General features: G+C 37.1%; 19 protein-coding genes and 4 pseudogenes. 4 read left to right on the forward strand and 19 right to left on the reverse strand.

Annotated features, from left to right (window positions below):
- Window positions 1–27: 27 nt before the first annotated feature.
- The gene (locus JCM19034_RS08510; protein ID WP_062048886.1) at window positions 28–1767 is read left to right on the forward strand and encodes an ABC transporter ATP-binding protein; all 1740 of its coding nucleotides are present in this window, start codon (window positions 28–30) and stop codon (window positions 1765–1767) included.
- 39 nt (window positions 1768–1806) lie between these two features.
- Here the strand turns inward: JCM19034_RS08510 and JCM19034_RS08515 are convergent, their stop codons facing one another.
- The 5 genes and pseudogenes from JCM19034_RS08515 to JCM19034_RS08530 all read right to left on the reverse strand — a co-directional run bounded on the left by JCM19034_RS08515 (window position 1807) and on the right by JCM19034_RS08530 (window position 7008).
- The gene (locus tag JCM19034_RS08515) at window positions 1807–2529 is read right to left on the reverse strand and encodes a 5'-nucleotidase C-terminal domain-containing protein (protein WP_062048888.1); all 723 of its coding nucleotides are present in this window, start codon (window positions 2527–2529) and stop codon (window positions 1807–1809) included.
- Window positions 2526–3374, reverse strand: a complete 849-nt coding sequence (locus JCM19034_RS08520) for a metallophosphoesterase (RefSeq protein WP_062048890.1) — start codon at window positions 3372–3374, stop codon at window positions 2526–2528. Before JCM19034_RS08520 ends, JCM19034_RS08515 begins: the two co-directional genes overlap by 4 nt.
- A gap of 275 nt (window positions 3375–3649) precedes the next feature.
- Complete coding sequence (locus JCM19034_RS21685; RefSeq protein WP_156323923.1) at window positions 3650–3814, reverse strand: hypothetical protein; 165 nt, start codon at window positions 3812–3814, stop codon at window positions 3650–3652.
- Window positions 3784–6050: pseudogene (gene pelA, locus JCM19034_RS08525) on the reverse strand (pectate lyase). The gene JCM19034_RS21685 and the pseudogene pelA overlap by 31 nt, the downstream one beginning before the upstream one ends.
- Window positions 6051–6150: 100 nt before the next feature.
- A complete protein-coding gene (locus tag JCM19034_RS08530; protein ID WP_062048894.1) occupies window positions 6151–7008 on the reverse strand; it encodes an AraC family transcriptional regulator in 858 nt (285 codons plus the stop codon).
- 192 nt (window positions 7009–7200) lie between these two features.
- Between JCM19034_RS08530 and JCM19034_RS20935 the strand changes: the two genes are divergently transcribed.
- Both JCM19034_RS20935 and JCM19034_RS21695 read left to right on the forward strand, forming a co-directional pair.
- Window positions 7201–7365, forward strand: a complete 165-nt coding sequence (locus tag JCM19034_RS20935) for a YezD family protein (protein ID WP_082393890.1) — start codon at window positions 7201–7203, stop codon at window positions 7363–7365.
- A gap of 142 nt (window positions 7366–7507) precedes the next feature.
- Window positions 7508–7645: pseudogene (locus tag JCM19034_RS21695) on the forward strand (substrate-binding domain-containing protein); the annotation flags it as partial.
- 125 nt (window positions 7646–7770) lie between these two features.
- Here JCM19034_RS21695 and JCM19034_RS08535 read toward each other — a convergent pair.
- The 12 genes and pseudogenes from JCM19034_RS08535 to JCM19034_RS24780 form a co-directional block, all read right to left on the reverse strand.
- Window positions 7771–9104 (reverse strand): annotated as a pseudogene (locus JCM19034_RS08535) (glycoside hydrolase family 30 beta sandwich domain-containing protein).
- A gap of 3 nt (window positions 9105–9107) precedes the next feature.
- Window positions 9108–11072 (reverse strand): beta-galactosidase, encoded by a 1965-nt coding sequence (locus tag JCM19034_RS08540; RefSeq protein ID WP_062049267.1) that lies wholly within the window; start codon window positions 11070–11072, stop codon window positions 9108–9110.
- Between the two features lie 67 nt (window positions 11073–11139).
- Window positions 11140–11967, reverse strand: a complete 828-nt coding sequence (locus JCM19034_RS08545) for a carbohydrate ABC transporter permease (RefSeq protein WP_062048896.1) — start codon at window positions 11965–11967, stop codon at window positions 11140–11142.
- A complete protein-coding gene (locus tag JCM19034_RS08550) occupies window positions 11964–12854 on the reverse strand; it encodes a carbohydrate ABC transporter permease (protein ID WP_062049269.1) in 891 nt (296 codons plus the stop codon). Before JCM19034_RS08550 ends, JCM19034_RS08545 begins: the two co-directional genes overlap by 4 nt.
- 136 nt (window positions 12855–12990) lie before the next feature.
- The gene (locus JCM19034_RS08555) at window positions 12991–14286 is read right to left on the reverse strand and encodes an ABC transporter substrate-binding protein (RefSeq protein ID WP_062048899.1); all 1296 of its coding nucleotides are present in this window, start codon (window positions 14284–14286) and stop codon (window positions 12991–12993) included.
- A 195-nt stretch (window positions 14287–14481) separates the two neighbouring features.
- Window positions 14482–15543, reverse strand: coding sequence for a response regulator (locus tag JCM19034_RS08560; RefSeq protein ID WP_062048901.1), 1062 nt, complete (start codon window positions 15541–15543; stop codon window positions 14482–14484).
- Window positions 15544–15561: 18 nt separating this feature from the next.
- The gene (locus tag JCM19034_RS08565; RefSeq protein WP_062048903.1) at window positions 15562–16452 is read right to left on the reverse strand and encodes a sensor histidine kinase; all 891 of its coding nucleotides are present in this window, start codon (window positions 16450–16452) and stop codon (window positions 15562–15564) included.
- Window positions 16453–16463: 11 nt separating this feature from the next.
- Entirely contained in the window at window positions 16464–17318 is an 855-nt protein-coding gene (locus tag JCM19034_RS08570; RefSeq protein ID WP_062048905.1) for a cache domain-containing protein, read from the reverse strand.
- A 156-nt stretch (window positions 17319–17474) separates the two neighbouring features.
- Window positions 17475–17927 carry a fibronectin type III-like domain-contianing protein gene (locus JCM19034_RS24765; RefSeq protein ID WP_370621860.1) on the reverse strand — a complete coding sequence of 151 codons (453 nt, stop codon included), beginning with the start codon at window positions 17925–17927 and terminating at the stop codon, window positions 17475–17477.
- Between the two features lie 2 nt (window positions 17928–17929).
- A complete protein-coding gene (locus tag JCM19034_RS24770) occupies window positions 17930–18814 on the reverse strand; it encodes a glycoside hydrolase family 3 C-terminal domain-containing protein (protein WP_370621861.1) in 885 nt (294 codons plus the stop codon).
- Window positions 18811–19541, reverse strand: a pseudogene (locus tag JCM19034_RS24775) (glycoside hydrolase family 3 N-terminal domain-containing protein). The gene JCM19034_RS24770 and the pseudogene JCM19034_RS24775 overlap by 4 nt, the downstream one beginning before the upstream one ends.
- Window positions 19542–19588: 47 nt before the next feature.
- Entirely contained in the window at window positions 19589–19765 is a 177-nt protein-coding gene (locus JCM19034_RS24780; RefSeq protein WP_370621862.1) for a hypothetical protein, read from the reverse strand.
- 237 nt (window positions 19766–20002) lie between these two features.
- Here JCM19034_RS24780 and JCM19034_RS21700 point away from each other — a divergent pair, with 237 nt between their 5' ends.
- Window positions 20003–20176 (forward strand): hypothetical protein, encoded by a 174-nt coding sequence (locus JCM19034_RS21700; RefSeq protein WP_156323925.1) that lies wholly within the window; start codon window positions 20003–20005, stop codon window positions 20174–20176.
- A 52-nt stretch (window positions 20177–20228) separates the two neighbouring features.
- Here JCM19034_RS21700 and JCM19034_RS08580 read toward each other — a convergent pair whose 3' ends face one another.
- Together JCM19034_RS08580 and JCM19034_RS08585 are read right to left on the reverse strand one after the other, a co-directional pair.
- On the reverse strand, window positions 20229–21158 hold the full coding sequence (locus tag JCM19034_RS08580; RefSeq protein ID WP_370621870.1) for an ROK family protein: 930 nt from the start codon (window positions 21156–21158) through the stop codon (window positions 20229–20231).
- Window positions 21158–21409 carry a MarR family transcriptional regulator gene (locus JCM19034_RS08585; RefSeq protein WP_062048909.1) on the reverse strand — a complete coding sequence of 84 codons (252 nt, stop codon included), beginning with the start codon at window positions 21407–21409 and terminating at the stop codon, window positions 21158–21160. The genes JCM19034_RS08580 and JCM19034_RS08585 overlap by 1 nt, the downstream gene beginning before the upstream one ends.
- Between the last annotated feature and the right edge of the window lie 50 nt (window positions 21410–21459).

A 21459-nucleotide genomic window follows, 5' to 3' on the forward strand; every position in this document is an offset into this window, starting at 1 on the left:
TATTCAATTTTAAAGGGGAGTTAACAAATGGATAAAGAACAAACGATTAGCTTTAAACCATTTTTCTCACTAATTTTATCATTAAATATCCCTAAGCTCGCCTTAATTCTTGGTCTAGTAGGAAGCTTAGTTACTACATTGGTCAGCCTATCAATCCCGCTATTAACAAGGCAAATGGTTGATGGCTTTTCAACTGATGCTTTTAACATGACTTTAATTGGTGTTATTGGGCTCGTTTTTATTATACAAGCACTCACTGATGGGCTTTCTACTTATTTACTAGCATATGTAGGACAGAAAGTCATCGCTGCCTTGCGAGAGAAAATGTGGTTCAAACTATTACGCCTACCAGTAAAGTATTATGATAAGAACACAAGTGGAGAAACGGTTAGTCGTGTTGTGAATGATACAGGAATTGTGAGGGATTTAATTTCACAGCATTTCCCACAATTTGTGACCGGAATTATCACGATTATAGGGGCCGTTATCATCTTATTTATCATGGATTGGAAGATGACTTTACTTATGATACTAGCTGTTCCTATTACAGTTGTCATTATGGTTCCACTAGGGACACGGATGGCCAAGGTTTCCAGAGGATTACAAGATGAAACAGCTTCCTTTACCGGAACGGTACAGCAAACTTTGAGTGAAATTCGCCTTATGAAAGCTTCAAATGCAGAGGTTATGGAAGAAAAAAAAGGTATGTTTGGAATTGAGAATTTATTAAAATACGGCTTAAAAGAGGCTCGTATCATTGCTTTAATTGCTCCAATCATGTATTTAATTGTCATGATCGTCATTGTCGTCATTATTGGATATGGTGGGATCCGTGTATCTGAAGGATCGATGTCGACCGGCTCACTCGTTGCGTTTCTACTATATTTGTTTCAAATCATTTTTCCGATAACCTCTTTTGCTATGTTCTTCACTCAGCTTCAAAAAGCAAAAGGGGCAACAGAACGGATCATTGACATTTTGGAAATAGACGAAGAAGAAGGGCAAAGAGATGGCTTTGAGTTAGATATAACAAACATGCCGATTCATGTTGAAAATGTATCCTTTGCTTATAACGAAAAAGAACAGGTCTTGCATAATGTATCTTTTAACGTAGAACCAGGGCAAATGATTGCATTTGCTGGTCCTAGTGGAGGTGGGAAGACAACGATGTTTGGCTTACTTGAACGATTTTATGAGCCAAATACCGGTGTTATTAAAATAGGCGATACTCCTATACAGCAACTTTCTATGCAATCATGGCGCAGTCAAATCGGTTACGTCTCCCAGGATAGCCCGATGATGGCAGGAACGATTCGCAACAATCTATGTTATGGATTAGATCATATAGAAGATATTGACGATAATAAACTTTGGGAAGTAGCAAAAATGGCTTTTGCAGATCAATTTATTAAAGAATTCCCAGATCAACTTGAAACAGAGGTTGGTGAACGAGGGGTGAAGCTTTCAGGGGGGCAACGGCAACGAATTGCGATCGCCCGTGCTTTTCTTCGCGATCCAAAAATTCTGATGATGGATGAGGCGACGGCTAGTCTTGATAGTCAATCTGAGGGGATTGTCCAGCAAGCTTTAACTCGGCTTATGGAAGGACGTACAACTTTTGTTATCGCCCATCGTTTATCGACTATCGTCAACGCCGACCGAATTATATTTATTGAAAAAGGTCAAGTAACTGGGATGGGAACTCACGAAGAATTAGTGGCCTCACATTCCTTATACCGTGCGTTTGCAGAGCAGCAATTGACATAAAAACATGAGGAGCGGTTCATGTTAAACCGCTCCTCATCATTAATAAACAATCTTCCAATTACGATCAACCTCAACAGGTAAAATCCGCTCCCTTTTCAAATCCTCAACGAGCAATTCAACCATATCTTGATGATACTCTTTTACAATCTTCTCTTTTCCGAACATATGATACCCACCTGAGCCACTTGCCCGGTAGCTACTTGTGACAACGTGGTAGCGTTGATCTTTTAACGGTTCTCCGTTCATTGATAACTTAATAACTCTCTTTCCAATCGGTCGCCGTAAATCTATTTGATATTCAATTCCTTCCCACATATCGTAGTTATAGCTTAATAGACGTGGTTTTTCCCAATCAGAGTTAATATACACAATTCCCTCATTCGTAACCATTAAAAAAGACGCCGACACTTCTAAAGCTAGACGAATATCTTCTTTCGTTAATTCGACAACAGCTAAAGAATTAGGATAAGGATAAAGTGCATGAACATCACGTCGTGTAACAGCAGCATTGATTTCAAGCGTATCAGGTCTTAATAATGATGCACAAGCAATTTCAGCCCCAGAATACCTCATCATCGTTTTATTAATCCATTCAATAAAGGGATGTTCTTTTAGCCAAACATCTTGTAACGGATCATCAATCGCTACTCTGCTCGGAACTGTAGCAATTTCCTCATCCAACCATTCATCTACTTCCTCCTCGAGCGACCTGAGCATATCTGTAACCACCCGGTCAACCGCAAATAGCTTTGTAGATATCAATTTGGCAACAGCTCCTGCACGACAGCTTGTTTTCCTTCCTGTTGAATTGTTAGCTCCACTCTTCCAACATATTCCCCTTGCGTCCCCGTTTGCAAAACAGCTTGCTTGTCATCAGTTACAACCGCATATTGTAAATGCTGATGACCAGTAATAAGGACATCGACGCCTTTAAGGTCTTGAAGCTCATTTGCTTGGTTTTCTCCGGTAGGTTCAGCAATTTTCTGTTTCGTTACAGGATCATATTCAAACCCACCATGATAAGCGACAACAACAATATCTGCTTGTTTTTCTTTTTTTAAAATATCTAGCCACTTACGGCAGACAACAACTGGGTCAAGAAAATCAAATGCTGTAATATGGCGATCTGCTTCCCAATGGGGGATATATTTTGTCGTCAACCCTAGCACTGCTACTTTTAACCCTTTTATGTCCTTCATAAAATAAGGTTGTCCAAAATACGGTTCCTCCGTCCCTTTTTTCACAATATTTGCTGATAACCAAGGGAACGAAGATGAAGAAGTCACTTTATCTAATTGTTGTTGACCATAATTAAATTCATGATTCCCTAATACTGCTCCGTCGTATTGTAAATAATCTAACACTTGAACCATCGGGTTTTTTACATCTGACTCAATCATCGCATAATGAGCAAGTGGTGTTCCTTGTATTAAATCTCCATTATCTATTACTAATACATCTTCATATTCTTGACGTTCTTTCTTAATTAAGGTTGCCACTTTTGCTAGCCCTTTTCCATCATCCTTTTCTTTATCCACATGGTTAATAGGGGAAATCTTTCCGTGGACATCTGATGTTGCTAGAATTATTATTTTCGTTTCTTTCATCAGGTTAAACATCCTCTCTGATTCTTCACTAATCAATCACTCTTGGGATAAAGTACCAATTCGTTATCTTCTTTATTAGCAGGTGGATATATATAGCCATCATACAAATAGTCTGTTAACATTCTGTTAAAAAAGTTTGTTGTTTTTGTAAACGGATTCTATAGTAATGACAAAAATAAAAAATAAGGTTGCTCTAAAAGGGTCTATATCACCTTTTAGAGCAACCTCAACTATTAATTCAACTGTTTCGTATTAAGTTGCACCATTTAGTTCTTTCAATTAATCCTGTTTACTGTATGAACGATTGACCCAGAAGCTAGCTGACGATTTAAACGATCTTTTGATTGATGGTCATTAAGTACACGAGCATATACTAGATTTTCATAATAACCAGTCGTTTTCGCTACTTCTAATAATTGTTGAGGCCAAGTGCCTGCCACGCATAGCCTACCCTTCTTTCCTCTTCTATTTCATCTAAGTTATGTTTAATCACTCCATCTCTTCCGGAAAAATCGGTTGATTCGTTCCAATTTGATAAAAACGATACCATACTGTACTACCTGGATGTTCTAAAAAGTATGGAGACGTTCGGTTGTCATATCGAGTATTTTCCATTTTTACTTGATCAAAATAAGACAAAGCACCACTAATCGCCGCTCTAATTTCAGCAGTTTGATCAGGTCTCGCCATTAACCAACGTATGACTGGTATCGATTCATCAGCTGTTATCGAAGGATGTTCATAGCTGCGGCCATGCAACGGTTCATACGTAACAGGATCATGCTGTTGCCCCCATGCAGTCAATTGTCCGTCAACTTCAATTTGTGCTTTCAATATATAATCTAAAGCTATTTCTATCGACTCTTCTAATTCTTGAACCAAATCATCATCAATAACATCTGTATGAAAAGGTGCTTCTCGATTAACGACTTCATCGAACAGCTCAAGTACATTCGTCATTGCTGCATCATTAAACGTTACATAATTAGAATACCAAACAGAGCTAGATTCATCTTCTCCCCGTTGTGGATATACTTGTCTAAAGCCACCAGATGGATATTGCAGCTTAAATAAGAATTCAAAGCCTTTATCAACACTTTCTTTAAACCTAGGATCCCCTGTCATATTATAAGCTGCCGCAACCGTTCTAATTTCGTTAATAGTTGCATCATTGTCGATCGTTCCTAATTCGACACCATTTGAAATCCACTCCGATCGTGGCTCAACTCCATCCCATTCTCTTGTATAAATATGTGGAAAATTCTTTGTCCATCCTCCATGCTCCATTTGCCACGTAAGCAAATTATTTGCTTGATCAACAATTTCTTGGCTATAGGAATCATCTGGTATGTCACGAACTACTTCAACTTTGGCATCGTTTGTTAATGAATTCTCCAATTCATAAAGTAATACACTATTACCGAATTGATTTACAGCAACACTTGCTTCTTTTACTTCTAATGCTTGTAAATTTGGATTTAAGCGTGACCATTCTCCTGCTCCATACGTCACCTCAATATCATATGGGCTAACCTCTTCAAAATAGCCATTTAAGGTTACCGCTATGGTCGTAGGGCTTAGTGCATCTACACTCGCAATGTGTACCAATTGATTTTCGACTTCTGGAAATTCCCGGATTGCCTCGATCAATGCATTTAAATCTTGATGATTCAATGGCTTATTAGGATTAAACGTTTTATTGGTGTGAGGTTCTATTATTTCATTATCTACCACTGCACCAATGGCCCCTTTAATCGAATCAGCTTGTCCATTTAAATCACGAAATACTTCTGCAGCCTCGATATTCTCTTCTAATTGCAATAGAGATGCTACAATAACCGCTGCTTCCTTACGTGTGATAGGTTTATCGATATTAATTTTATCGATATTTTCCATATAGCCTGCTTTATAGGCAGCTTGTAATACATATATATACCAATCATCTAACGATCCCCATTCTTCGAAAAAAGGAGGGGAATCTATTCCTTTAAATGTCACTTCATTCGTATATCCAAATAATGAATTAATCGTAGCCATAAATTGTAATTGCTTAACAGATTGATTTGATTCGTTTGATTGTTCTGTAAGTAACAAGCCTTTATTATGCCATGTTTTGATATGCTCTTCTTGTAGCCTGTCTTCTAACGGAACAATTGGATAGCTAGGAGTTTTTGGGTCTTCTCCTTCCTCATACCCTTCTATCACCTTTAGAAGATCAATATTCGGTCCGCCTTCTGGTCCTACCCCCGTTAAACGGATCGTATGAGTGCCTTCAGTTAACTCGGTTACCGTTTCAGAAGTTCCCCATTCATTCCAGGCTCCTGTGGATTCAAATGGCAACTCGGCTTCAATGACTTGGCCGTTTACTCGTACTTCTCCAGGACGATTGACGAAAGCACCGTGTGCATAGCGAAATTGAATTGTATACTCCCCAGCTGTAGCAATTTCCACATCCCATTCAACATATCCACCCGGCACATTTGGCGTAAATTGAATAAAGGCTTCCCCTATATAACCTTGGTGATTGTTATTTAAAATAAATCCCTCACCTCTTGCCTCTTCAGCATGGTACAACCTTTCATTCGCATGAACGATCGATGTTACAGAAAGCATTAGTAAAGTGATAAGCAAGACAGTCAAACTCAGCCTAGTAGAACCTTTTAACCTGTTCCCCATATCAAATTGCTCCTTTCATTATTTACGTTCACCTTAATTGTAAACGCTTCCATTTTGCAAATGTTGATGAAAGAAGCAGTGATCCTTTACATATCTTGTTCTACTCATAACTTCCCTTTTGCTTATAACGAAAAGACGAAGGAGAGCACCCTGTCTGTTGCTTAAACACTCGGCAAAAATGAGCATGATTTGAATAACCAACCTTTTTGCTTATCTCTTTCACAAGATTACTCGTCTCAAGTAAAAGACGTTTCGCTTCGTTTATTCTTACTGCATTAATATATTGAACGACTGTACTGCCTGTCTCTTTATTGAAAAGACGACATAAATGATGCTCACTAATATGGAACACCTGACTTATTTGAGGTAACGAAAGATTCTTTTCAATATTTTCATGGATATATTTCATAATTCTCGTTATCAAGGGTTCTGCTGGTTGATTATAATCTTTAGCTGGAATGCTCCCCCTTTGTGTCTCATATAATCTCTTACTTAAAATTAGAAATTGTACGAGCAACGTTTGAATGTACAAAGAGGAGTCTGAACGAGCATGTTTATATTCATTTTGTATTTGCCGAGTTAGTTGATATAGAAGAGCTGTATCCTGATCACTTAATGTCACTACCGTTGGGCTTTTTCTAAAAAGAATATTAATTAAATACAAAGAATTAGCGGGAATAATTGACTGCCTAAAATTCATGACAATCCGATGATGATAGGTATTATTTAAATTTGTCGTTTTATGAGCTATATTTCGATTAATGAACACTAAACTTTGGCTTTTAATAGGGTATCGAACATCATTGACTAAATATTGCCTTGCTCCTTCAATCAGGAAATAAATCTCAAAATCATCATGCAAGTGATAGGTTCTCATCTCTGCCTTAGGAGATCCATTAGGCTCAGTATGGATATAAAAAGAACGCTCCCTTTGCGAAAGACTAATACTTTTAACCATCAGTATCCTCCTTTCAACTCAAAATATCTAACTTAACATAATTATATCATTTGTTTATTTTCTATTGGATGTTTCCTTTGGTCCATTCCAACAAAGGTCTTCAAGAGTAACCCATTCAAAAGTTATAACATCTAAAAAACTTAGTACAAATTTGATTAGAACTCGCTTTACTTCATAGAGGAGGAATGAATAATGGGCTATCATGACCCTGAAAAAATTGAAGAAATTAAAAAAGCGATTGAAAAAATTAAATTCGGATCTGTTCTTATTACCATACACGATGAGCAAATCACTCAAATTGATGCAACTGAAAAAGTTCGGTTTGCACAAAATAAAAAAAGACAACAAAAAAAATAAATCTTGAGTCTAGCGGACAACCGAGGACTTCTCATTCACCATGTATGATTTGCATAGTGAACGGGAAGTTTTTTTATTGAGTAAATGACATTAAAAGGAGTGATCACATTGAAAAAGGTGCTCTAGATTTTTACACGAAGCAAGAAATTTAATACCCGAAAATTGGCAAGAGCGTTTACCTGACAATTCAACTCCCTACACTTCAACAATCGTCTTTCTTGTTAGACAGGGAAATCCTCATAACATTCAAGACTGGGATGACTTGTTACAAGAAGGTGTTTAAAGCTATTTTTGCCAGAGGAGTTTTCGATATAGCTGTTTAACTAAACCGTGCAAAATCTTTTTAATGCATTACTGAAAGAGCTAAGTGTTTGGTTAAACCAGCACTTAGCTCTTTTTGAATACTTAAGAACATTCAACCATAATTGAGTTAAATGATTCTGCTTCTAGACTAAATGAATATCTTTGCTCCTTATACTCTATAACAACCTCACGCTCTTCTTTAAACGGATTTTGTATGACTATAGCAATCGTTCCGTCTTTATTCTCAAAAACGAGGGAATTCCCTGTCCATGAACCTGTTGTCTCTATTCGTTTTGCTGCATGAAGGACAAAGTGTGAAAAATGCTTCATTACAAAGTACTCTGGATTTTTCCTGAATGAACGCTTCTCCTTCTCAACAGTTAGCATGGAGTTTTGCTCCCAACCCCATGTACTTCTTCCCTTAGGTTCAAGAACCATGTTCCAATATATATAACTATTTACACCATTCGTAAAGTAGTGCTGATAGAGGTTAAAAATGTATTTGGCATACTCCCACGTATTCGTTCCATCTCCACACTCATTTTCTGTTTGCATATATCGAAGCTCAGGATAACTTATTACCGTCCTTTGTATTCCATATTTTCCAGCCCATTGATAACCAACACCACTTATATATTTATATGCTTCTGGATCACTTAAAACGGTATGGGCATATGCATCATGGTCTTGTGCTTTTCCTTTTAACCATTCATCCCAAGGTTCAGGTGCATTAATCGTTCCTAACCAAATTTCTGTATCAATTTGATGTTTATCAAAAGCAGGACCTAAATAATCGCGTATAAATTCCCGTAACTGCTCTCCTGTCCAAACACATGAAGGAAACTTCTGGTCAGCAACAACCTCATTTTGCACATGGATTTGGTGAATGGTAATTCCTTCTTGTTTATAAGCCTTGATAAACTTAACAAAGTAAAGAGCATATGCTTCCAGCACTTCTTTCTCCCACCGTAACGTCCCGTAATTATATGCCTTCGGTGTTTTCATCCAAGTTGGTGGGCTCCAAGGCGAAGCAAATAACGTTAAATTCGGTTGAGGCGAAGTGCTTCTTTAATATATGGAATTAAATACTTTCGATCTCTCTCAATCGAGAAATGTTCCATCTCATAATCACCGTCATGTTCATTTAAACTATACCAATCTAGTGCATAATCACTAGCTCCGATAGGCAAACGGCAAATAGAGAATTTACAGTCACCATCTGGGTGAAACAAATCATAGAATACTTGCTTCCGGTCTGCCTCACTTATAAAAGACAATGCCTCAAAACCTAACTCATTGAAGCAACCACCAAATCCATCTACAAGCTGACGTGTTGTTGCTGTTACTTTCAAATCCGGTTGTCTTACTATATGATTGTCTAACTTAATGTCTTTCTCTCTCCACCTTTTTTCATCAGTTGATGACACCCATCTCATACGCTATTCCTCCTCCATTACACAGAATCCCCACCGGTCGAGATTTACTTCACTGCCTTGAATTATTTCTTTTCCTGATAATAAATCAATACCCCGAGTATATGGATACGTAAATGACACAGATTGATCTGAATAATTAAAATAGTAGCGAATCGTATTTCCACTATCATTTTTACCTGACTTTGTTATGAGTGGGAATGAAATGTCTTGATCGTTGCCCCATAACCCTGCTTTTTTAACAACTTGCTCAAGTACGGCATTCATCGCTTTTGAGCTAATAAAGCAACCAATATACGTTGCTATTCCTCGTCCATACTCATTTTGAGTGATAGCAGCATATCCCCCCCAGTGCGGATGATCATAGTAGGCAAGAACGTTAGCAGTCGTCGGAGTTAACAGCTCCATCCATGTGTCTACCTGACTATTCGTTGCCCCGATATTACACGAATCACTCTTTAACGTGACCTGTTTCGGTTCAACGAATTGACTATATGAAACACCACATACTTGATCAATCATCCCCGGCTGGGTTGTCGTACGAACCTTAACATGCTCATCCGTAAAACCACTTTTAAAAGTATAAACAACGTGGCCACCTTGCTCAACATAGCGATTTAACCGCTCTAAACACTCATCAGATGCTGAGTACAATGCAGGCACGACAATCAATCGATATTGGTCTAAATTCTCCGTCATAGGGTGAATGATATCGCAACCAACATTCATTTTATATAACTCGTTATACATGAGCCGAACGACGTCATTATATGTTTTCTCGCTAGTGAAATGGAATGGAAACCATTCTATTGAAGTTAACGCTTCATTACTGACTAGCATCGCTACATCATTTACCTTTTTCAAATTGACTAGTTTGGTTGAGAGTTTTTTAAAATCTGCACCAACTGTCTTTGCTTCTTCGTATGTTGGATTAGACTTAAAATCATGACTCAATAATCCTTTCCAATACGTTTCAAACGAATTATGAATAGAATGCCAATGCCAATATGCAACCATATTGGCTCCAGAAGCAAGATGACTAAATGCTTGCAATCGAAGCTGACCTGGATACGGAGTCCAGTTAATAAATGCTTGGGCTTGCGTTTCTAATACGAGATAATTGTCTTGCTTGAGCGAGCGAGCAATATCTCCACCTAACGATATTTCCGCCCCTGTTAATTCATCTTGTGAAGGGTGATATATATCTACACCTACAATGTCAAATGGTTTTGCTGCTTCAAAATGATTCACATCTGGCTGAACACCATATGAATATCCACGCCATTCGAAATCGAAATTTTGCGTGACAAATTGATCATCTCTTTTATATTCGTTCACAAGTGAAACTTGCCATGCTAGGAATTCCGAAACGAGCACTCTTTGGAACTTAGCAAACTCTGCACCGAGACTGCCATTAATAGTTCCAACAACCGAAGGGAAGTCCTCCCAACTGTTAATACGATTACTCCAATAGTCTAATCCGAATTTTTTGTTTACTTCTTCAAGGGACCCAAATTCCTCACGCATATATTTTACAAACTGAAGCTGAACATTAGGCCCCACCGTCCCGTAATGCTTTGTTTCATTATCAGTCTGATAGCCGATCACAGCAGGATGATCCTTCACCCTCGAAATGAGCTTTCGAATGATTCTTTCAGCATAAAACAAATAAGTTGGATTTGAAATATCCATGATTTGCCTTGCACCATACTTCCCTTTTCCTTCCTTCGTCTCAGCTAGTACATCTGGATGCTCTTTAACCATCCATGTTGGAATAGCATATGTTGGTGTACCAACAATAACGTCAATTTTAGCCTTATACATTGCATCTAAAACACGGTCAACCGTACTGAAATCAAAAACACCGTTTTGTGGTTCATGCGAACTCCAAGTCGATTCAGCAATGCGGACAACATTAATGCCCGCATCCTTCATCATTCTAATATCTTCATCTAATCGATCATATGGCATATATTCATCATAGTAAGCAACACCATAGTATAATTGATTTTTCACATTACCCCTCCTATATAAATAATTAGCCTTTAACAGCACCTTCTGCAATTCCGTGTAAAATAAAACGTTGGAACACTAAATAGAAAACAACTAACGGTAATGCTGTAATAACTAATGCCGCTAAAATCTGCGGCCAATCATTGTTATATTCACCAAAAAGCATGTTGATTGCTAGAATTAATGTGTAATTATTAACGTTGGTTAGCATTAACAAAGGTAATAAGAAATCATTCCATAACCATAAAATATTTAAAATTGCTATTGTTACAAGAATCGGTGTTAGCATTGGAAAAATGATTTTCATGAAGATTTGCAGTTCATTTGCTCCATCTATTTTTGCTGATTCCTCTAGCTCTTTCGGAATCGTTTTTGTAAAGCCATGACATAAAAAAATCGCCATATTAACACCTAAACCTATATAAACTAATCCCAATCCAAACGGTGTGCCTTGCACGCCAATCCCTTTTGCTACTTGTGTTAAAGTAATCATAATGGAGTGAAACGGAATAAGCATTGACGCAATAAATACAAGAAAAAACAGGGAGCTTAGCTTACTTTTTGTTCGTGCTAGCTTATATCCAGCTAACGAACCGCATACAATAATCCCTATAAGTCCTACCGTTGTCACAATAACGGTATTCCACATACTACTAAAGAAATTAACCTGCTGGATTGCCCCAATATAGTTGTCAAAATTTAGAGAAGTTGGTAATGCCATTACATTGTCAAAAATTTCACTTTGTGTTTTAAATGAGTTGACAACCGCCAAATAAATAGGAAATAATGTCAAAGCACCAAACAATATTAATATAATTGTATTTATTGAAGCAGCCACTTTATTTGTTCTCATGACTCAATTTCCCTCCTCTTCATAACTGATACTTGAATGACGGTTATAACTAACACAATAAAGAATAATATCATCGCTTTTGCACTTGCATAACCAAATCTGTAGTTTCCAGAAAAGGCTTCATGGTATATATTTAATGCGATAACTTGTGTACTCCTACCTGGACCACCACCTGTTAAAGCAAAAACAACATCAAAAATTCGGAATGCTTCATTCAATGTTAAGAATAAACAAATCGTAATGGCGTGCATTATCATCGGTAAAGTAACATGTCTGAAGTTTTGAAACGATGTTGCCCCATCAATAACTGCGGCTTCTTTTAAATGTTTGGGAACTCCTTGTAATGCTGCAATATAAATAATCATCATATATCCAATTCCACGCCATAATGTCACAATTAAAATTGAATAAAAGGCAGTTTGAGGATTACCGAGCCATTCCTGATTGAGGAAAGTAAGAATAGCCCACTCAGACAATTGCGGTAGAACGGTCACGAATATGAAGTACCACATAAATGCACTAACTACTAAGCTCACCATATTAGGCATGAAAAAGACTGTACGGAATAACCCTTTGCCTCGCGACCTCGATTCAATCATAACAGCTAGGAAAAGCGCAACCACATTTTGAACGATTAATATAACGACCGTTAATTTTAACGTGAACCATAATGAATTCAAAAAATCAGGATCATTACGAAGAGCTTCTACATAATTACTTATACCAACAAAATTTGAGCTTCTTGATAGACCGTTCCAATCAGTTAAACTGTAGTAGGCCCCACCTATTGCTGGTATAAGTAAAAAGGCAATGTAAAATAGCAGTGCAGGTGTTAAAAATAATAAAAGCGATAAAGTACCTTTATTCTTCCCTTTCACTATACTCATCCATCTATCTCTAAACCTCGATTCACTTAACTGATTTGCTCCACTATTTAATTGAGCCATTTTCCCCACCTCTTTACTATTAATGAAAGGAGATGACTCAAGAGAGTATTTCACTCTCAAGAGTCATATGAAACATTTAGTCAGTATTAATTTGATTGGCCTGCTGCCAAGCACGATCAAGAGCTTGGATTACTCCTTCTTGATCTAAACTACCAGCTAAATAGCTTTGCAGTGCACTTTCCGCTTCGGTCTTAACCGCTTGTGGAATAGACGGATCCTGATATGCACGACCTTCTACAATATATTCATTAGCTTCAATTAGCCAAGGGAATGGATCAAAATCATGTGAATGTGCAACTTGATTAAACATTAAATCTTGAAACAATTGTGATGAATCTTCCTCATCTAATATATAATTAAGCAAATCCTTAGCAACTTTTTTATTTTCACTTAAACTTGATACAGCCAATGACGTCGTTGTTGACGTATTGATCATCGTTGCGTCGGGATTATCATTAATTGGTAATGGCGCTACCCCGAAGTTGAATGAATCATTTGCCGAAAGAATCGATTCTGCAAACCAAGGTCCTTGCACCCACATTGCAGCTTCACCGTTAGCAAACATTGCACTACCTTGGTCACCATCAATTTCAAATCCACGTGATGTTGTATGTGCAGCAACTAGATCGATGACTTCAAAAAATCCTTCAAACTCAGCAAACGACCCTTCATCATTATTCATTCGCTCCATAAAATCCTGATTATCGCTTTCCATTAACGCCCCGGTAATAAGCGGTAAAAAGAGCTGCGGAATCCATGCCTCATTATAAGAAGCTATAAAAGGAGTTATTTCATTCTCTTCTAGAATTTGAATCACTTCTTCCATTTCAGACAGTGTTTCTGGTAAGTCAATATTAAGTTCTTCAAAAATATCGATATTGTATAAATAGCCCCATGAAAGTGTTTCTAACGGAACAGCTACAACTTGATCATTATGAGTTACAGCCTCTCGTGTTGAATCTAGAAGGTTGTCAACAAACGGTTGATCGGATAAGTCTTCTAAATAACCTGCACGATTATAAACAGGAATTTCATTCACCGCATGTACAGCAAAAATATCAGGACTATCACTTGTCGCTAAACGTGTTTGCAAAATTTGTGTCGCCTGATCTGCTGCTGGAAACTCTAGTTGGTACGTAACTTCTATCCCTGTTTCTTCAAAATATTTCTCAGAGAACTGATTAAAATAATTTTCATATTGCTCTCTAAAACGAGGCTGTGGAATAAAAACTCGTAGTTCTACAGAATCACCTTCTTGTAGCTCGTTTTCTTTCGATTCTGTTGATTCTCCAGCTGAATCTGTGTCATTACCACCACAAGCAACTAGCATGAGCATCATTAATATACTAACCAGTAATAATAGCTTTTTCATTAAGAAACCCCCTTTTGTTTTTTGAATACGCTTTCATTATAAAATGAGTCTGTTATTATGAAATTAGAGAATCTTAATATTCTTTATTGCACTTTTTTAAACCGCTTACATTTAAGGTACTTATCCTTTTTTTTCAGTAATGTGTGCTTGAACCAATTAACTTGATTCATAGACTCTAGGATAGAGTCATAAACGTTACATTTGTCCAGGTGTTATTCCATGATACTTCTTAAATACACGGTAAAAATAAGATATATCCTCATAGCCAACCATTTCTGCGACATTTTTGATCTTAACCTTCTCATCAACAATTAGTTGTTTTGCTTTTTCCATCCGTAATTGCATAATATACTCAGTAACATTAATACCAAACTCCTTTTTAAATGCTTTGCTTAAATATTCCTTACTCACATAAAATTGTTGTGAAAGTTGTCCAAGTGAACACGCGGCGTGACTATAATTAACATCAATATATTCCTTCACTTCATCAAGCTTAAATTTCCCCGTCAATCCTTTTATCTTTTGATTATTCTCAAATAAATGTTGATATACTTTTATGAACTCATTAAACAAATCTTCTAACGACATTTGCGGATTGAACATCGAAAGCTTATCATGCACAACTTGACTTACATTTAAATTATTTCGATAAATTTGATCCTCGGCAATGAACAAAAATTCGTTGTAAAGCTTTAATTTAGTACTTGAATCAATGGGCTTACACGTCTTGTTTATTTCCTTACATAACTGATTAAAACTCCGAATTAACTCATATTGGTCACGTTCCTGAAAGGAATGATGAATTCTCACTTTAAATTGATTCAATAATGGCAGTAATTGAATATTTATTAATTGTACATGATCAATTTTCTTTATTCGTTCCTCGTCTAAACGTTGTATGCAGCGTCCCAATGCAGCATGTAAATCATCTGGGTCAACAGGCTTCAGTAAATATTCGACAACATTTGAACGAATCGCTTCCTGCAAATAAGAAAATTGATCATAACCACTTAATACTACTGAAGCAACATGAGGATGTTTTTCATGCAGAAAACGTAATAGTTGTACACCATCCACACCAGGCATATTCATATCGGTTATCACTATATCTGGTTGTTCCTTTTGTATAAAATTAACAGCTTCTTGACCGTTTGATGCCTCTCCTACTACTTGCAAACCTAATTCATCCCAACGACCTAACCTCTTTATCATTTGTATAGCTGATCTCTCATCATCAACAAGTAGTACGCGTAACATTCTAACCCCTCCTAATAATTATTTCGGAATCCGTATCGTTATAGACGTTCCGATATCTTCTGAACTATCAATTTCTACACCATACTCTTTTCCGAATAGTAACTTAATCCTAGAATCTACATTTGTAACACCAATACTGTCTTGGTCCTCTAATGGGCTTTGATTACTTTGTAACCGTTTTTTTAAACCCTGTAGTTCTTCTTCATTTAATCCTTTACCATTATCAGTAATCATTATCTCAACCTCATCAAAAACGACTTGGATGCTTATATCCAACACCCAATGATCAATACTAGATGCAAAGCCATGGACAAAAGCATTTTCCACAATGGGCTGTAATGTTAGTACAGGTAACCGAGCATTCTCTGCCTCCTCATCCACATACAATTCTACAGTTAGCTTATCAACAAACCGTTTCTTTTGAATCGCTAAATAATGTTGTAAATAATTCACTTCCTCTGATAAGCTCACTAACTTTTTTTGTTGTTTCACGACATAACGAAACATGCGACTTAGTGCTTGGATAATTTCATATACTTGTTCACCTTTATTCGCAAATGCCCTATCTCCAATCAGTTGTAACGTATTATAGAGAAAATGAGGGTTCACCTTTGTTTGTAGTGCAATTAATTGTGCATCCTTCTTTTCAATTTCACTCTTATATTCCTGGTCAATTAACTGCTTAATACGATTGATCATATAAGAATAACTTTTCTCCAATTTCCCTACCTCATCGGTTCGATTTGACAAGCTTTTGGCAGTTTGAAAGTTTTCCTTCTCAACCTGCTCCATATCATTCGCAAGTTTTTGAATTGGCTTTGCTATGTTACTTGAAAAGATCAAAGCAAATACTAAAACGAAAATCATCGTAATAAATGCTACAAATAATCCTATACGTACAATTTTCATCGAACTAGCGACTACAATAGATTTCGGAAACACCTTGATAAGATACATATTTCCATTATCAATTTCATCAAAAAAACGTATACATCGTCAAATGTTAAGTATGAACTATCTCTATCTAATCGCTCTATAGCTTGGTGAATCTCGTGAAATAATTGTCTGTCAATAGGTTGGTCTCGATAAGGATGATGTAATAGATCCCCATCATTACTCATTAGAAAAACGGTACTTTCCTCTTCTGTTTTCAACATATCCATATTATCCTGAATAATGTCCCATTCAACTTCGATGATCAAACTACCAATGCTCTCTCTCGTTTCAAACTGATTAATACTTCTCATAAAAGAAAATGTTTGATTCTGATAATGATTCATAAATTGATAATATGATGTTGGCTCAATAGAAGGCCATGTAAGTAACGATCTTTCTTGATGACCGATACTAATTGTTTGTGGAACTTCATCAACAAACAATGTAATTGTTCTAATACGCTCTCTATTCGTATAATGAAGGGAGTAAAGCGTACTTTCTATCAATAATTTTGCTCCATGCCTTCTATATGAATCCTCGTGTAATAGCTCTTTAAATTGAGTAATGAAATTCCCGTCCATTAAAAGTGATTGCATTACCCGATCAATCGAATCAAATTTCTCCGCAATAATTGAACTAGCTTGCTGCACACCAGACGTATTCGTCGTAAATATTTCATCGACCGTATTTTTCGTTGAATAATACGTAGTCCAAGTAGTCACGATAATAATTGGTAACGTAACTAAGATCATCATTGCAATAAGTAGTTTGTAATAAAGGCGACTATTGATATATAAATAAAGGGTTTTCAAACGTACAAGCCACATTTTAGGACTCATTAGAAATTCACCTTCTCCATGGAAGCATTAGAACATTTTTAGCGAAACTTATTTAAATCAATTGACCTTATCATACCATAATGTTCTATTTCGTATTTTCAAAGTAAAATAAAGATGCTCGCACATCATCTCTGTACGAACATCCTAAATTTAACGCTAACCGTTTTGAGCCACTGCATTTAATTGTCGAATCATCTCTTGAAGCTTTTCTTCAGTAAGTTGGCCATTACTGAAGTTTGATAATGCTCTTATTGGCATATACTTCATCATTGCCGCGATCATTTCCCCGGCATCCTCATCATCACCAGATGATGCATTCCCAAATGGGCTATCTTTTTGTGCTTCAGCCAAAAGCTTTTGTGCAACTGGGGCCACCTTTGGATTTGAAAGTATATCACCTATCGTAGTATTTCTGTGAACGTGGAAAGGACGTTCAACCGTTGATTTCACATAAATAGTCTTTGAAAGTTCAATCTCACTCGAGCTCTTACCGACTAAAATGGTGAATTCTCCACTTTCTACATACCAATCTGCTAATTCCTCATCGTAATAAGCAAATGAGCGTTTATCCAACGTGAATGTTACCGACTTTTCTTCACCTGGTTGCAATTCTACTTTGGCAAAGCCTTTAATTCTTTTTCTGGGCGACTAACTTGGCTTTCATTATCCTTCACATATAACTGAACAATTTCTTTACCAGCTACAGACCCCGTATTTTTTACTTGAACAGTACATGTAACAGATTCGTTATCAGTAAACTTGCTCTTACTTACACGTAAATCAAGATATTCGAACGTTGTATAGCTTAAGCCATAACCAAATGGGAAGAGAGGCTTTACACCTTTTGTATCGTAATAACGATAACCGACAAATATACCTTCGCGATATTCCACACGATCACCGTCACCAGGGAAATATAAATAAGAAGGATTGTCGCTTAATTTTTCTGGAAACGTTTCTGCTAGCTTTCCGCACGGGTTCGCATCTCCAAATAATAAATCGGCTATTGCTCCACCAAGTGCTTGACCGCCAAGGTATGCTTCAAGCAATCCTTTTACGTTACCTAGCCATGGCATCTCAATAGGTGCACCGTTACTTAATACAGCAATGATATTTTCATTCACTGTTGCTACTTCTTCAATTAACCGCTGATGATTTTCTGGAATGTGCAAATGCTGACGGTCATATCCTTCTGACTCATAACGATCGGGTAAGCCGACAAATAAAATAACTTTATCTGAATCAGCTGCAAGACGCTTCGCTTCTTCTATTAGCTGTTCATCAATTGTATCTTGATCACGATGATACCCTTGGGCATATGAAACAGTAGCATGTTGACCAGCTGACTTTTTCACTTCTTCCACGATATCCTCAAGCTTCGTTGGATTCACGTGGGAGCTTCCTCCCCCTTGATAGCGAGGTGCCTTTGCAAATTCACCAATAACAGCAATCTTACCTTCCTTCGCTAATGGCAGAATATTATTTTCGTTCTTCAACAGTACCATACTTCTCTTGCAGCTACTCTTGCAAGTTGGTGATGCTCCTTTTGGTCATATGTAGCATCTACCTTTTTCTCCTCAACCGATTTTAGGATGATACGTACAATCCGTTCGACTGCCTTATCTAATTTCTCTTCCGTTAATTTGCCTTCCTTAACAGCCTTAATTACCTTCTCTTCACCAATTCCATAACTTGCTGGCATTTCAAGCTCAAGCCCATTTTTCACTGCCTCATCGCGTTCATTTACGGCTCCCCAATCTGAAACGACAAAACCGTCAAAGCCCCATTCATCTTTCAAAATGTCATTTAATAATGTTTTGTTTTCAGAGGCAAACTCACCGTTCACTTTATTATAGGCACACATGACCGTCCATGGCTGTGACTGTTTAACAGCTCCTTCAAACTCGCCAAATAAATTTCACGCAACGTTCTTTCATCGATAATCGCATCTGTCGACATTCGACGATGCTCTTGGTTATTAGCCGCAAAGTGTTTTAGTGACGTCCCTATTCCTTGGCTTTGTACACCTTTAATATGATTTGCTGCCATTTCCGAAGAAAGGTAAGGGTCCTCTGAAAAATATTCGAAGTTCCGTCCACAAAGCGGGGATCGTTTAATGTTTGCTCCTGGACCTAATAGTACCGCTACATCCTCAGCTTGACACTCCTCACCTAGAGCAATACCGACACGTTCAATTAAGCTTCGATCCCATGAACTTGCCATTCCAGCAGCAGATGGAAAACAAGTTGCCGGCACACTATCAAATAGACCTAAATGATCAGCTCCTTCTCTTTGTTTCCGTAATCCATGAGTCCATCTGTTACCATTATCGACGGAATTTCTAATCGTTCAACTCCTTTTAAATGCCAAAAATCGAGACCAGAACAAAGCCCAGCTTTTTCTTCTAATGTCATCTGACTTACAAGATCCTTTACTTTATCTGTCATCAAATTTTCCTCCCAAAATGAAAATGAAATCGCTATCTAGATTCATTATAAATCGGAAACAGGTACATTTTTGGTAGAAATTTAATGTTTTTAGTATTTTTAAACTAAAACATGAACAATAGACGGATTATGGTGATAAGTTTAAAATGCTATTAATGTTGAAGCAATACAGCTTACTACGTGTTGAATCGTTTTACAGTTACAGCTTATTGCTATAAACTTGTATGGATTTTTAACATGAAAGAACTTGCAACATTGAAGGATATTAATTTAAATACGCCTGATGCTACAGTGGCTGTTGGTGAAGAGTTACCAAGGGGGGAATTTATCGATTTATTTTTATCTTACTTAATTCGATTTCATTTTAATACTGAACGAGCGAAGCTATTGCTCCGTTTTGGCTTGAATTAATCATGCATGACAACGGAGCAACGTATTCTATGATCCTTAGGAAAGAGCACAGCTATTCCCTTTTACACCTTCTCAAAAAATGCTGAAACAATTCGATCGCTGCCCCTATGGCAACGGCTTCCCTACCTAATTGTCCCTTTCCAATATATAGACTTTTTAAGTGATTAGAATAGATATGTTCCTTTGCAACCTCAATCACTTTCTTCACGTATGAATCGCTTTTTTCAATAATATTTCCTTGAAGTAGAACAACATCTGGGTGAAGAATATTCACCATATTTGCTATCGCCAAACCTTGAAAATATGCAGCTTCATTGACAACGGATACAACAGCTGGATCACTATTATTCAACGCGTCGATCATTTCTTCTGATGACGTGAAGACCAATGTCGAATCAATTTGCTCGATTTGCTCAAACATAGCCCCATATGAGCTATAAGCATTTAAACAGCCTTTTCTTCCACATGTACACGTACGACCACCTGGTAGGACAATCATATGTCCATAAGAACTCGCATCACCTTTCTTACTATTAAGCGGAGTCCCTGACTGAATAATCCCACAGCGTATACCATAGCCACTTATGCAATACAGTAAGTTCTGATTTGTATAGTCTTGAATGCGATATTCAGCAATTGCAGCCGTATTAGCTCCATTATTTAATACTATCGGAACATTAAATACTCTTTGCAATGGCTCAACAACCGGCACTTCCTCCCAGCCGAATGTTCTAAATGACTCTGGATGGATCATACACCCTTTTTTTCGATCAAGTGGTCCGATTGCTCCTACTCCGATTCCGATTAGGTCAGCTTCCTTTAATTGATGACCTTTCATCATATGCCAAACACGTTCAATCACTTGTGAAATCACTCTATTTGGTGTCATTTCCTTCGTAACAGGGAAGACATGCTTTTCGATTACGGTAAAATGCAAATCCATTAATAATACTTGGATACTTCTAGCAATTTCAATACCAATTAAATAACCTGATTGAGGATTGACTTTGTAAAGACAGGTGGCCTTCCACCATTAGATGGACCTATTCCACCAGTTTGGATCCATCCGTTTTTTTCCAATTCATGAATCATTCTTGTTAAAGTTGTTTTCGGTACAGCGAACGCCTTTAATAATTCGCTTTTTGAAACTAACCCCTTAAGATGAATAAGTTCATATAATGCTTTTTTATTAGCATTTTTCTTAGAGTAATCAAGTAAAAAGTCCCTAAGCAATGGATCTCCCCCCATTTCCAAAAGCTACTATAATATAGTATATCACAGTG

The organism is Bacillus sp. JCM 19034, assembly GCF_001310635.1.
GTDB lineage: Bacteria > Bacillota > Bacilli > Bacillales > Bacillaceae_D > Halalkalibacter.